Annotated in this window: 14 protein-coding genes, 1 tRNA gene and 1 rRNA gene; 1 reads left to right on the top strand and 15 read right to left on the bottom strand. The window is 40.3% G+C overall.

Annotated features, from left to right (window positions below):
* Positions 1 to 6: 6 nt before the first annotated feature.
* From PCY11_RS06710 to PCY11_RS06650, 13 genes are all read right to left on the bottom strand, one after another.
* A complete protein-coding gene (locus PCY11_RS06710; RefSeq protein WP_021154504.1) occupies positions 7 to 777 on the bottom strand; it encodes an acetyl-CoA carboxylase carboxyl transferase subunit alpha in 771 nt (256 codons plus the stop codon).
* Positions 770 to 1,636: an acetyl-CoA carboxylase, carboxyltransferase subunit beta gene (accD, locus tag PCY11_RS06705; RefSeq protein WP_003003810.1), complete on the bottom strand. Its 867-nt coding sequence runs from the start codon at positions 1,634 to 1,636 to the stop codon at positions 770 to 772. Before accD ends, PCY11_RS06710 begins: the two co-directional genes overlap by 8 nt.
* A gap of 103 nt (positions 1,637 to 1,739) precedes the next feature.
* Positions 1,740 to 3,104: an acetyl-CoA carboxylase biotin carboxylase subunit gene (locus PCY11_RS06700; RefSeq protein ID WP_003003860.1), complete on the bottom strand. Its 1,365-nt coding sequence runs from the start codon at positions 3,102 to 3,104 to the stop codon at positions 1,740 to 1,742.
* Between the two features lie 13 nt (positions 3,105 to 3,117).
* Entirely contained in the window at positions 3,118 to 3,543 is a 426-nt protein-coding gene (gene fabZ, locus PCY11_RS06695) for a 3-hydroxyacyl-ACP dehydratase FabZ (RefSeq protein WP_003004019.1), read from the bottom strand.
* Positions 3,540 to 4,028: an acetyl-CoA carboxylase biotin carboxyl carrier protein gene (gene accB, locus PCY11_RS06690; protein WP_049482591.1), complete on the bottom strand. Its 489-nt coding sequence runs from the start codon at positions 4,026 to 4,028 to the stop codon at positions 3,540 to 3,542. Before accB ends, fabZ begins: the two co-directional genes overlap by 4 nt.
* 3 nt (positions 4,029 to 4,031) lie before the next feature.
* Positions 4,032 to 5,264, bottom strand: coding sequence for a beta-ketoacyl-ACP synthase II (fabF, locus tag PCY11_RS06685; protein ID WP_003010454.1), 1,233 nt, complete (start codon positions 5,262 to 5,264; stop codon positions 4,032 to 4,034).
* A 61-nt stretch (positions 5,265 to 5,325) separates the two neighbouring features.
* Positions 5,326 to 6,060 (bottom strand): 3-oxoacyl-[acyl-carrier-protein] reductase, encoded by a 735-nt coding sequence (fabG, locus tag PCY11_RS06680; RefSeq protein WP_003010456.1) that lies wholly within the window; start codon positions 6,058 to 6,060, stop codon positions 5,326 to 5,328.
* 12 nt (positions 6,061 to 6,072) lie between these two features.
* On the bottom strand, positions 6,073 to 6,993 hold the full coding sequence (gene fabD, locus PCY11_RS06675) for an ACP S-malonyltransferase (RefSeq protein WP_049482589.1): 921 nt from the start codon (positions 6,991 to 6,993) through the stop codon (positions 6,073 to 6,075).
* Positions 6,994 to 7,015: 22 nt separating this feature from the next.
* Entirely contained in the window at positions 7,016 to 7,981 is a 966-nt protein-coding gene (gene fabK, locus PCY11_RS06670; protein ID WP_049482587.1) for an enoyl-[acyl-carrier-protein] reductase FabK, read from the bottom strand.
* 114 nt (positions 7,982 to 8,095) lie between these two features.
* Positions 8,096 to 8,320, bottom strand: a complete 225-nt coding sequence (locus PCY11_RS06665) for an acyl carrier protein (RefSeq protein WP_003003892.1) — start codon at positions 8,318 to 8,320, stop codon at positions 8,096 to 8,098.
* Between the two features lie 58 nt (positions 8,321 to 8,378).
* Positions 8,379 to 9,353: a beta-ketoacyl-ACP synthase III gene (locus PCY11_RS06660; protein WP_049482585.1), complete on the bottom strand. Its 975-nt coding sequence runs from the start codon at positions 9,351 to 9,353 to the stop codon at positions 8,379 to 8,381.
* Positions 9,353 to 9,787: a MarR family winged helix-turn-helix transcriptional regulator gene (locus PCY11_RS06655; protein ID WP_003003993.1), complete on the bottom strand. Its 435-nt coding sequence runs from the start codon at positions 9,785 to 9,787 to the stop codon at positions 9,353 to 9,355. The genes PCY11_RS06660 and PCY11_RS06655 overlap by 1 nt, the downstream gene beginning before the upstream one ends.
* A gap of 96 nt (positions 9,788 to 9,883) precedes the next feature.
* Complete coding sequence (locus PCY11_RS06650) at positions 9,884 to 10,675, bottom strand: enoyl-CoA hydratase (protein WP_037608326.1); 792 nt, start codon at positions 10,673 to 10,675, stop codon at positions 9,884 to 9,886.
* Positions 10,676 to 10,915: 240 nt separating this feature from the next.
* Between PCY11_RS06650 and PCY11_RS06645 the strand changes: the two genes are divergently transcribed.
* Complete coding sequence (locus PCY11_RS06645; RefSeq protein ID WP_049522749.1) at positions 10,916 to 12,271, top strand: aspartate kinase; 1,356 nt, start codon at positions 10,916 to 10,918, stop codon at positions 12,269 to 12,271.
* Between the two features lie 95 nt (positions 12,272 to 12,366).
* Here PCY11_RS06645 and PCY11_RS06640 read toward each other — a convergent pair.
* Positions 12,367 to 12,440: transfer RNA gene (locus PCY11_RS06640), tRNA-Asn, on the bottom strand.
* Between the two features lie 5 nt (positions 12,441 to 12,445).
* Positions 12,446 to 12,561 (bottom strand): 5S ribosomal RNA (gene rrf, locus PCY11_RS06635).
* Positions 12,562 to 12,631: the final 70 nt, after the last annotated feature.

Here is a 12,631-nt window from a genome sequence, read left to right as displayed (position 1 = left end):
AGTTTTTTAATATTTACGAAAACGTTGGTAGCGTTGCTCCAGAAGCTCTTCGAGAGGTAAGGCTTGTAAAACCTTTAACTCTTCCTGTAATTCCTTCTTCACTTGAGCCAGTAGTTCTCCATTTGAAAATCCATGCTCGGGAATCACCTTATCGACAATTTCCATATTTAACAATTCGTGAGAAGTAATCTTCATCAACTCTGCTGCTTCCATGGCACGACTTCCATCTTTCCAAAGAATAGAGGCGAAACCTTCTGGACTCAAGACTGCATAGATGGAGTTCTCCAGCATCCAAACCTTGTCTGCTACAGCAAGAGCCAAGGCACCTCCAGAACCACCTTCTCCGATGATAATCGCGATAATTGGAACTTTTAGATCACTCATTTCCATGAGGTTGCGGGCAATGGCTTCCCCTTGTCCTCGTTCTTCAGCACCAACACCAGGATAAGCACCCGCTGTATTGATAAAGGTCACAACTGGACGGCCAAATTTCTCTGCTTGCTTCATGAGGCGCAAAGCTTTTCGATAGCCTTCTGGATGTGGTTGCCCAAAATTACGTTTTAGATTATCCTGAAGATTTTTTCCTTTTTGGATCCCAACGACTGTAACCGTTTGATCGCCTAAGCGTCCAATCCCACCAATCACCGCACCATCATCACGGAAGTTTCGATCTCCATGTAATTCGATAAAATCATCAAAGATTCCTTGAGCAAAATCAAGCGCAGTCAATCTTCCTTGGTCACGTGCCTCTTTAATAATCTGTGTTATTTTACTCATGTTTACCTCCATGAAGGGCCAATAATTGTCCAACTGTTGCTCGGATTTGGCTTCTCTCCACGATCAAGTCTACAAATCCATGTTCTTGTAGAAATTCTGCTTTTTGGAAATCATCTGGCAATTTTTCACGCACAGTTGATTCGATCACACGCCGACCGGCAAAACCAACCAAGGCCTGACTCTCTGCCATGATAATATCACCTTCCATAGCAAATGAGGCTGTCACCCCACCAGTTGTCGGATCTGTCAATACCGTCAAATAGAACAATTTTTCTTTAGAATGACGTTGAACAGCCGCAGAAATTTTTGCCATTTGCATCAAACTCACGATTCCTTCTTGCATCCGAGCACCACCGGAAGCGGTAAAGAGAACAACTGGCAATTTTTCTTTTGTCGCAAATTCAAATAAACGAGTAATTTTTTCGCCTACTACAGAACCCATTGAAGCCATGATAAAGTTGGAATCCATGATCCCAAGCGCAACTTTTTGACCTTTAATCAAGGCAGTTCCAGTCAGGACAGCTTCATCCAGTCCTGTCATTTCCCGCACTGCTGCTAGTTTCTTCTTATAATTTGGGAAATTCAAAGGATCTGTCGTTTCGATTCCTGTAAACATTTCTTCAAAGCTAGCTGGATCCACTGTCAGCGCCAAGCGTTCTTTAGCAGAAATACGGAAGGTATAGCCACAATTCGGGCAGACACGCTCACTACCTAAATCCTTTTGGTAAATGGTATGTTTACAACCTGGGCATTGTGAAAATAGTTCATCAGGAACTTCAGGTTTTGGCTGAGGCTCCTTCCAGGCTGACCTATTCGGATTGATCCGAATATATTTATCTTTTTTAGAAAATAATGCCATTACTTACTCCTTATAATATGCTACAGTATCTGCAGCATTACTATAAAAGCCTGAAACTGTGAAGATGATGTTCATACTTCCCTCACAAGTCCAGGCTTTTTCATCATTCCTTATTATAATTTGGAAGGAATTGTTCCATCAAAAATGCAGTGTCATAATCACCAGCGATCACATGTGAATCTGAAATCAAATCCAACTGGAAACTGCTATTGGTGGTGACACCATCGATTTCCAACTCATAAAGAGCACGCTGCATTTTCATCAGTGCATCAAAGCGATTTTCACCATGGACAATGATCTTGGCAATCATACTATCATAGTATGGCGGAATCGTATAACCAGGATACACAGCAGAATCCACACGCAAGCCAACCCCACCACTTGGAAGATAGAGATTAGTGATCTTACCTGGGCTTGGTGCAAAGTTGAAGGAAGGATTTTCCGCATTGATCCGGCATTCAATCGCATGGCCTTTAATGACAATATCCTCTTGAGTAACGGATAATTCTTGGCCAGCTGCGATTTTAATCTGTTCCTTAACGATATCAACTCCTGTTACAAATTCTGTGACAGGATGCTCCACTTGCACACGGGTATTCATTTCCATAAAGTAGAACTCACCCTTGCCTTCATCATACAAGAATTCAATCGTTCCAGCATTCTCATACCCAACTGATTCAGCAGCCCGAACAGCAGCAGAACCAATTTGATTACGAAGAGTTTTTCCGATAGCAATTGAAGGGGATTCTTCTAGAACTTTTTGATTGTTCCGTTGAAGAGAGCAATCGCGTTCACCTAAGTGAATGACATGTCCATGCTGATCCGCTAAAATCTGTACTTCAATGTGGCGTGCCGGATAAATCACCCGCTCCATATACATGGCACCATTCCCAAAAGCAGCTTGAGCTTCTGAGGAAGCAGATTCAAAAGCAGCAACCAAATCTTCTGGTTTTTCAACCTTCCGAATTCCCTTACCACCGCCTCCTGCAGATGCTTTCAACATCACAGGGTAACCAATACGTTCTGCAATCTCGAGGGCTTCTTCAGCAGTATACACTTCACCATCTGATCCAGGAATAACAGGCACTCCTGCTTTGATCATCTGTTTACGAGCATTAATCTTATCCCCCATCAAATCCATGACTTTAGCAGAAGGACCAATAAATTTAATGCCCACTTCCTCACACATGGTCGCAAATTTTGAGTTTTCACTTAAAAATCCAAAACCAGGGTGGATAGCTTCTGCTCCTGTTAAAACAGCCGCAGACAAGACAGCGCTCATATTCAAATAAGATTCTGTTGATTTAGCAGGTCCAATACAGACCGCTTCATCCGCTAGTAAGGTATGCAAGGCTTCTTTATCAGCAGTAGAATACACCGCAACCGTCTCGATGCCAAGTTCACGAGCCGCACGAATAATGCGCACTGCAATCTCACCACGATTGGCGATTAAGATCTTACGAAACATAGATAGGCCTTTCTTAATTTCCAATTGCAAAAGTAAGTGTTCCTGAAGCTGCAAGCTTACCGTCTACCTCTGCTTTCGCTTCAACAACAGCAATGGTTCCACGACGTTTGACAAAAGTAGCTGTCATCACCAGTTGATCTCCTGGAACGACTTGTTTTTTAAACTTCACCTTGTCCATCCCTGCATAAAAGACTAATTTCCCTTTATTTTCAGGTTTTGACAACTCTAGTACACCTGCTGTTTGTGCCAAAGCTTCCATGATAAGAACACCTGGCATAACAGGATATTGTGGAAAATGTCCATTAAAAAATGGTTCATTAATTGTCACATTTTTAATGGCAACAATCGTATCTTCGCTTGTTTCCAATACGCGATCCACCAAAAGCATTGGGTAACGATGTGGCAAAGCCTCACGAATAGCATTAATATCAATTGTCATTTGATTCGAACCAATCCTTTTCCAAATTCAACCATTTCTTCATTCGTTACCAAAATTTCAGTGACTACCCCATCTTTAGGCGCTGGGACTTCATTCATCACTTTCATGGCTTCGATAATCAAGAGTGTTTGACCCTTAGTAACTTTGTCTCCTACAGATACAAAGGCTGGTTTATCCGGAGCTGGCGACAAGTAAGCCACCCCAACCAATGGACTTTCAACCACATCACCTTCTGCAGCCTGAGCTGGAGCAGCAACTGGTTCAGCCGCTACAGCTGGAGTTGCTGGTGCTTCAACAACAGGGGCTACTACAGGAGTTTGAGGAGTTGCTACCACTTCAACTGCAGGAGCAACCGGTGTAGCCGCAACTGAACTCGTTTGGTTTTTACTCAAATTCAATTCTTCGCCATTATTTTTATATGAGAATTCACGCAAAGTTGACGCATCAAATTGAGCCAACAAATCTTTGATTTCAGAAATATTCATGAATTAACCCTCCCAACGTTTAAAGGCCAGAACAGCATTGTGTCCTCCAAAACCAAAGGTATTTGAGATAGCGTACTGAATATCCGCTTCTTGACCTTCACCATAAACAACGTTTGCTTCGATATAGTCAGACAATTCTTTAGTACCAGCAGTTTTTGGTACAAAGCTGTGACGAATCGCTTCGATGGTAGCAATCGCTTCAACCGCACCAGCAGCACCAAGCAAGTGTCCTGTAAATGATTTCGTAGATGATACAGGAACTTCTTTACCAAGTACAGAAACAATAGCTCCGCTTTCACCTTTCTCATTGGCAGGTGTAGATGTACCATGAGCATTGACATAATCGACGTCTTCAGGCTTAATACCAGCTTCATTGATCGCTAATTTAATTGCTTTGGCCGCACCTGAACCATCTGGTGTCGGTGTTGTCATATGGTAGGCATCACAGTTTGAACCATAACCAACAATCTCAGCCAAAATGTTAGCACCACGTTTTTGGGCATGTTCCAAACTTTCGATGACAAGAACCCCTGCACCTTCCCCCATCACAAAACCATTACGGTCTTTGTCAAATGGAATAGATGAACGTTCTGGGTCTTCCGTTGTTGAAAGGGCCGTAAGGGCATTGAAACCACCGATACCAATCTTAGTAATCGAAGCTTCAGCACCACCTGCCAAAACAACATCATGCATACCAAATTTAATTTCACGGAAAGCTTCACCAATTGCATCATTGGCAGAAGCACAAGCAGTTGTCACGGATTTACATACCCCTTGAGCCCCAATCTTAAGTGCGATGTTTCCAGCACCCATGTTTGAAAGAGCTTTCGGAATAAACATGGGTTGGATTCTCTTCATCCCACGTTCATGCATCCGGATAATTTGGTCTTCCAATTCTTGCAAACCACCGATACCAGATGATACAATCACACCTACACGATCGCGGTCTTCTTCTTCCATATTCAAGCCTGAATTTTCAATAGCTTCCATCGCAGCATAGATTGCATACAATGAGTACGTATCCATACGATTTTGATCTTTTTTCACGAAATATTTATCGAATGGGAAATCTTGAATTTCACCAGCATTAAAGACTGGAATTTCAGAAGCATCAAATTTCGTAATGGGTTTGATCCCAATTTTTCCTTCATGAAGGCTATTCCAAAATTCTTCTGGTGTATTTCCGATTGGTGAGGTTACACCATAACCTGTAACAACAACACGATTTGTAGACATATATATTCTCCTTTTGTCGGATGGATATTTAAGTAAGTGATTTTCGATCAGTGAGCATTCATTATTGCATAGTCATTCCGCCATCAATGGCAATTGTTTGACCAGTTAAATATTCTTGACCTGCTAAGAAAGCCGCAACTTCTGCCACTTCTTCAGCTTGACCAATTCGTTTCATTGGCACTTGAGCTAGCATGGCATCTTTCATTTTCTCTGGAATAGCATCAGTCATATCTGATTCAATGAAACCAGGTGCAATGGCATTCACACGAACGCCACGAGCCGCAACTTCACGCGCTACTGATTTAGTGAAACCAATCAAACCAGCTTTTGAAGCCGCATAGTTAGCTTGACCGATATTCCCCATTAGACCAACAACAGAGGACATGTTGATAATGGCCCCTTGACGAGCTTTAGACATCGGTTTTAAGACAGCTTGAGTCATATTAAAGGCACCTGTCAAGTTGATTTTCAAGACACGTTCAAAATCTTCTTCAGTCATCTTCAACATCAACTTGTCGTTTGTAATCCCAGCGTTATTGACCAAAACATCAACACTTCCAAGCTTTTCAATTGCTTCAGCTACCATACGTTGAGCATCTTCGCCATTAGAAATATCCCCAGAAATACCAACAACAGTCACACCATAGTCAGCAAACTGTGCAAGCAAGTCCTCAGAAATTTCAGAACGTCCATTTAGGACAACATTGGCACCGAGACTCGCAAATTTATGAGCCACAGCCAATCCAATTCCTCGTGTTGAACCTGTTACAAAAACATTTTTATTTTTAAGTTCCATCTTTACCTCGTTTTAAGCATTCAGAAGTGCATCTAGACTAGCCTGATCTTCGACGTTATGAGTTGGAAGAGTTTTATCAATTTTCTTCAAGAATCCTGACAAGACTTTTCCAGGTCCGATCTCGATGACTTCATCTACACCAAAGTCTTGAATCGTAGCAATTGAATCATAGAAACGAACCGGTTCTTTTACTTGACGGGCCAACAGTGCTTTCACATCTTCCGACTTCATGATCGTAGCTTCTGTATTCCCAACTAAAGGAAGATCAAAATCATTAAATGATACTTTTTCTAGTTCAGTCGCCAATTTTTGACTAGCAGATTCCAGTAAGGCTGTGTGGAATGGACCTGAAACATTAAGAGGAATCAGACGTTTAGCACCAGCTTCTTTAAGCAATTCCACAGCGTAATCCACAGCCGCAACTTCACCACCAATCACAATTTGTGCTGGCGTATTGTAGTTAGCTGGTGTTACTACACCCTTTTCAGATGCTTGTTGACAGATTTCTTCAATCAAACTTGGATCTGTATTCATGACAGCAACCATTTTCCCACTTCCAGCAGGAGCAGCTGTTTCCATAAATTCACCACGTTTTGCAACCAAAGCTACTGCATCTTCAAACGAAAGAGCTCCAGCCGCAACCAGGGCAGAATATTCCCCTAAAGAAAGGCCGGCAACAATATCAGGAGTGATACCATTTTCTGCTAAGAGACGATAAATGGCTACTGACGTTGTCAGAATAGCCGGTTGAGTATAGCGTGTCTGATTCAGTTTTTCTTCGTTAGAATCAATCAATTCACGCAAATCATAACCTAGAATACGACTAGCCGTATCAAAGGTCTCTTTAACAACGGGATAAGCCGCATACAAATCGCTCGCCATGCCCAATTTCTGAGCCCCTTGACCAGCAAATAAGAACGCACGTTTTGTCACTATCCTAATCCTTTCGACGTTTTTAGACGTTTACATCTGCCCAACGAGCAGCCTCTTTTTGAATTACCTTGGCTGCACCATAATAGATATCTTCTAGAATTTCAGCACAAGTTTCTTCCTTGCTTACAAGTCCAGCAATTTGACCCGCCATTACAGATCCATTGTCAACATCTCCATCAACGACGGCATTGCGAAGAGCACCTGCACCTAATTCTTCAATTTCTTCTTGAGTCTTCTTACCTGCCAAGAAATCTCTTTCAGCTTGGTTATAGGCTGAAGCCAATTTATTCTTGATCGCACGAACAGGGTGTCCAACAACTGATGCAGAAACCACCGTATCAATATCTTTCGCTTTCAAGATTTTATTCTTAAAGTTTTGGTGAGCATTAGATTCTTTTGCAACCACGAAACGAGTTCCCACCTGAACAGCTTCGGCACCTAACATAAAGACAGCTGCAGCACCGGCACCATCAGCGACTCCTCCAGCACCAATTACTGGAATAGAAATAGCTTCAACCACTTGGCGAACCAAGGTCATAGTCGTCAATTTACCAATGTGACCTCCAGCTTCCATTCCTTCTGCAATCACTGCATCAGCGCCCAATTTTTCCATCCGTTTTGCAAGTGCGACAGACGGAACCACTGGAATTACAGTGATCCCTGCTTCATGGAAACGATCCATGTATTTCCCTGGATTTCCAGCACCAGTTGTAACAACCTTTACACCTTCTTCAATCACCAGGTCAACAATGTCATCTGCAAATGGGGACAAAAGCATGATATTTACACCAAAAGGTTTATCTGTAATAGACTTCACCTTATCGATGTTAGCCTTTACAACTTCTTTTGGAGCGTTCCCACCACCAATGATTCCAAGACCTCCAGCATTTGATACTGCTCCAGCCAAATCACCATCAGCAACCCATGCCATCCCACCTTGGAAGATTGGATATTTAATATTCAATAGTTCAGTAATTCGTGTTTGCATTATACCTACCTCTTTTTTCGCTTAAGTAATAGTTTGAGTTCGAAAGATTGTTTCTTTGAGCCTCAAACTATTACCTAAACAAGAGAGAATATCTTTCGATACTCTCATCTATCATTATTTTGTTTTTTCTTCTACGTAAGCGACAAGATCACCAACTGTAGATAATCCTTCTTCAGTTTCGATTTGAATATCAAAAGCATCTTCGATTTCAGAGATCACTTGGAACAAATCCAATGAATCAGCTTCTAAATCTTCGAATGTAGATTCAAGAGTTACTTCTGATGGTTCTTTACCAAGTTCTTCAACGATAATTTCTTGTACTTTTTCAAATACTGCCATGATAGGCCTCCTTAAAAAATAATATATAAATTTTTAAAATGTGTTTCCACATGTTTAACTAGATTGTAACAAGAAGTGTGCCCCATGTCAAACCTCCACCGAATCCTGTAAGAAGAATTTTTTGACTTCCATCCATCTTGATTCGATGATTCTCGACACACTCCGATAATAGAATGGGGATACTAGCAGCACTAGTGTTCCCATATTCCATCATATTTGCTGGGATCTTCTCTCTAGAGACACCCAGTTTTTTTGACATCTTATCTAACATTCGGTCATTCGCCTGATGTAAAAGAAAATAGTCAATCTCTTCTGCTTCCATAGAGGCGTCTGCTATAATCTTTTGAATGCTTTTCGTGACATCACGAATAGCAAAATCAAAAACCGCCCGTCCATCCATCGTCAGATATCTTCGATCGGTAATTTCCTCTGAATAAGGAGAAGACAGACCCAAATAGCAAGATTCAAGACTAGAACCTCGGCTACCATCCGTAAAGAGATTTTCAAACAAAAACGATTTTTGATCGCTCGCTTCAAGCAAAACACCGCCAGCTCCATCTCCAAAAAGTACTGAAGTAGAGCGATCTGACCAGTCTAATACTTTTGAAAGCGTCTCACTACCGATCACAATCCCTCGCCGGTACATCCCTGAAGAAATGTATTTTTCAGCAGTGGCTAATGCAAATACAAATCCGCTACATGCTGCAGTCAGATCAAATGCAAAAGCTCGAGAAGCTCCAATATTAGCTTGTACCCGGGCTGCAGTTGATGGCATTAAGCTATCTGGTGTAATCGAAGCAACAACGATGAAATCAATTTCCTCAGCATCTAAGTTTGCTTTTGCTAATAATCTTTGTGCAACAACTGTTGCTAGGTCACTTGTTGTCTCATCTTTTGAAATGTGACGCCGAAGGATACCTGTCCGACTACTGATCCATTCATCACTTGTATCCATGATCTCAGCCAAATCATCATTTGATACGACTTGGTCAGGTGCATAATGAGCAACTTGACTAATTTTAGCAAAGACCATTATTTAATTTCCTCCAAGAAACGATACAGATTTTGCAATCCTTTTTGCATCACTTTCTTCTCTTCGGGACTCATATCTCCAATAATCTGGTTGACCATCCGTTTATGGAATTGCTGATGAAGACGATAAAGTAGACGACCGTTCTTCGTTAAACTCAAGTGTACAACCCGGCGATCAACTTCCGATCTTCTTCTTTCGATATACCCTTTGCGCTCAAGATTATTCAAACTTGTCGTGACAGTCCCCAAAGTCACCATCAACTCCCGTGAAATATCACTCGGGGTTGCATTCGGTGTCGAACCAATCACATCGATCGTATGCATTTCTTTAATAGAAACATCTTTGAATCGACTTGCTCTTAGACTCGACTCCTCAATAACCAAAACATTATTAAAGATGGATGTTAAATAGTCGTTAACTAATTGGTAATTCAAAACTCCACCTCCTAATTTTACTTTGATAGTCAAATTTTATCAAAAATGAAAATAATTTGCAAGCATTTTTTCACAAAATATAGAAAAATTACAAATTTATTTTCCTTTAAATTGTGGCCGACGTTTCTCAGAGTAGGCAATAACCCCTTCCTTGAAATCTTCTGTAAATGCTAGTTTCTTTTGCAAATCCAATTCAAGACCCGCATATTGGTCCCATTCTTTCAAGAATGCTTCCCAAACCATTTCTTTCATGGCAGCATAAGAATTTGAAGATCCTCTTCTTAATTTTTTAAGCAATTGCTCAACTGTTTTATCGAGTCTTTCAGATTCACAAACACGATAAGCTAGACCATAATCAAATGCCTTTTCAGCAGTCAAGGCTTCACCCGTCATTACTAAATGAGTAGCCCGAGACATGCCAATGGCTTTTCCTAACAAGAATAACCCACCCGCATCCGGTGCTAAACCAACCCCAACAAAGGCTTGGATAAATTTAGTACGATCACTAATAATACAAAAATCAACAGCTACTGCAATATTAGCAGCTGCTCCAGCAACCGCTCCATCTGCCACCATAATAACCGGTTTTGGCAATTGCTTGATTTTCTTTGAAATCGTATTAACTAATTCGGCAATTAAAACAAGAGACTCGATGTCATCCGCATCGACTGCGCGTTTCATTTCGCTCAAATCTCCACCAACTGAAAAGATTTTCCCTTCTGCTGATAGAATAATGAATTTTACTTCCTCATTTTTTTCTGCATCTTCCAGGGCAGCTAAAATTTCCTGACACATTGGAATGTTAAAACCATTGGATACTTCAGGACGATTTAAAGAGATTGTCGCGAGGTCGTTTTCGACAGAATACAAAATTGTTTCAAACATCACAGACTCCTTTTGTTTAAATATAAAATATTTTGATATTAAAACTTTTGAATTATAACATATCATACCACAAAAAAGTAAAATAGTAAAATATATCTATAAGATGTAACAAAATTGTAAAATTTGAATAATTACAATTTCTCTCCTCTACAGAATCAATTATTTTATGCCCTATCTGTAAATACATTGTATCAATAACTGAACTTTGGTATAATGTATTAATGAAACTATTAAGGAGAAAATATGAAAGTAACTAAATTCGGTGGAAGTTCTCTAGCATCAGCTTCTCAATTAAAAAAAGTACTTGATATCATTAAAGATGATCCAGAAAGAAGATTTGTAGTTGTATCAGCTCCAGGTAAGCGCAACGCTGAAGACACAAAAGTAACAGATGCTCTGATCCGCTATTATAAAGAATATACTTCAGATAAGGATGTCACACAAACACAACAGTGGATTATTGAACGTTATCGTGCCATTACAGAAGAATTGGGTCTCAAAGATTCCATTATTCAAGAAATTGCTGAAGATATCTATGATTTAACAAATTTACCTAAAAAAGGGAATCCATTCACATACGATGCATTCTTAGCAGCAGGCGAAAATAACAATGCTAAACTCATTGCTGCTTATTTCAATCAAAATGGATTAGAAGCAAGATATATCCATCCAAAAGAGGCAGGAATTACGGTCACTGCAGAACCATCCAACGCTCGTATTTTACCATCTAGTTACGATAAAATTGAAGAACTAAAAGATTCAAGTGAAGTGATTGTCATTCCAGGTTTCTTTGGTGTTACTCAAGATGGTGACATTTGTACATTTTCTCGTGGTGGATCTGACATTACAGGATCGATCATTGCAGCAGGTGTAAAAGCAGACTTATACGAAAACTTTACAGACGTAAATGGTATTTTTGCGGCACATCCAGGTATTATTAAACACCCACATTCTATTCCTGAATTAACCTACAAAGAAATGCGCGAATTGGCCTATGCTGGTTTTTCAGTCTTGCATGATGAAGCACTCGTTCCAGCATACAGAGGTAAAATTCCATTAGTCATTAAAAATACTAATAATCCAGACCACCCTGGAACCCGCATTGTTTTGGAACATTCAAATGATCATGTGACTGTTGTAGGAATTGCAGGTGATTCAGGATTCGTTAGTATTAACACTACAAAATACCTTATGAACCGTGAAGTCGGTTTTGGTCGAAAAGTCCTTCAAATTTTAGAAGATCTAAATATCAGTTGGGAACATATGCCAACAGGAATCGATGACTTGTCCATCATTTTGCGTTCACGTGAACTGACTCCAATCAAAGAACAAGAAATTTTAAAACAATTAACGCAAAAACTCGAAGTTGACACAGCCGAAATTGAACATGATCTTTCCATCATTATGATTGTTGGGGAGAAAATGAAGAGTCAGGTAGGGGTTACTGCCACTGCAGCCAAAGCACTATCAGAGAATGAAGTGAATATTCAAATGATCTCTCAAGGTTCTAGTGAAGTTTCCATTATGTTCGTTGTAAGTAAAGATCAAGAAGAAAAAGCAATTAAAGCCTTATATCAAGCATTTTTCCCAAATAACTAAATAGAGAAAAGCTCCGTTAACTAAACGGAGCTTTAATTAACATTAAAATCAAAAGCAAAAAAAGAGACCAATTACTTGATCTCTTTTATTCTATACTCCGCCAGTAGGACTCGAACCTACGACATCATGATTAACAGTCATGCGCTACTACCAACTGAGCTATGGCGGAATAAAGCTAAGCGACTACCTTATCTCACAGGGGGCAACCCCCAACTACTTCCGGCGTTCTAGGGCTTAACTGCTGTGTTCGGCATGGGTACAGGTGTATCTCCTAGGCTATCGTCACTTAACTCTGAATGATTAAACATTCAAAATTGAACATCTATATTCTAACAAGTTAAACTCACGTTGTCAATATCT

It is taken from the genome of Streptococcus sp. SP8 (genome assembly GCF_030440045.1).
GTDB classification, from domain to species: Bacteria; Bacillota; Bacilli; order Lactobacillales; family Streptococcaceae; genus Streptococcus; species Streptococcus parasanguinis_I.
This window is presented reverse-complemented; position numbering and strand designations above follow the sequence as displayed.

Excerpts from the sequence above, each read along its gene's own strand:
- PCY11_RS06710 (WP_021154504.1), bottom strand. The coding sequence starts at position 777 with ATGAGTAAAATAACACAGATTATTAAAGAGGCACGTGACCAAGGAAGA.
- accD (WP_003003810.1), bottom strand. The coding sequence starts at position 1,636 with ATGGCATTATTTTCTAAAAAAGATAAATATATTCGGATCAATCCGAAT.
- PCY11_RS06700 (WP_003003860.1), bottom strand. The coding sequence starts at position 3,104 with ATGTTTCGTAAGATCTTAATCGCCAATCGTGGTGAGATTGCAGTGCGC.
- fabZ (WP_003004019.1), bottom strand. The coding sequence starts at position 3,543 with ATGACAATTGATATTAATGCTATTCGTGAGGCTTTGCCACATCGTTAC.
- accB (WP_049482591.1), bottom strand. The coding sequence starts at position 4,028 with ATGAATATTTCTGAAATCAAAGATTTGTTGGCTCAATTTGATGCGTCA.
- fabF (WP_003010454.1), bottom strand. The coding sequence starts at position 5,264 with ATGTCTACAAATCGTGTTGTTGTTACAGGTTATGGTGTAACCTCACCA.
- fabG (WP_003010456.1), bottom strand. The coding sequence starts at position 6,060 with ATGGAACTTAAAAATAAAAATGTTTTTGTAACAGGTTCAACACGAGGA.
- fabK (WP_049482587.1), bottom strand. The coding sequence starts at position 7,981 with ATGCAAACACGAATTACTGAACTATTGAATATTAAATATCCAATCTTC.
- PCY11_RS06665 (WP_003003892.1), bottom strand. The coding sequence starts at position 8,320 with ATGGCAGTATTTGAAAAAGTACAAGAAATTATCGTTGAAGAACTTGGT.
- PCY11_RS06660 (WP_049482585.1), bottom strand. The coding sequence starts at position 9,353 with ATGGTCTTTGCTAAAATTAGTCAAGTTGCTCATTATGCACCTGACCAA.
- PCY11_RS06645 (WP_049522749.1), top strand. The coding sequence starts at position 10,916 with ATGAAAGTAACTAAATTCGGTGGAAGTTCTCTAGCATCAGCTTCTCAA.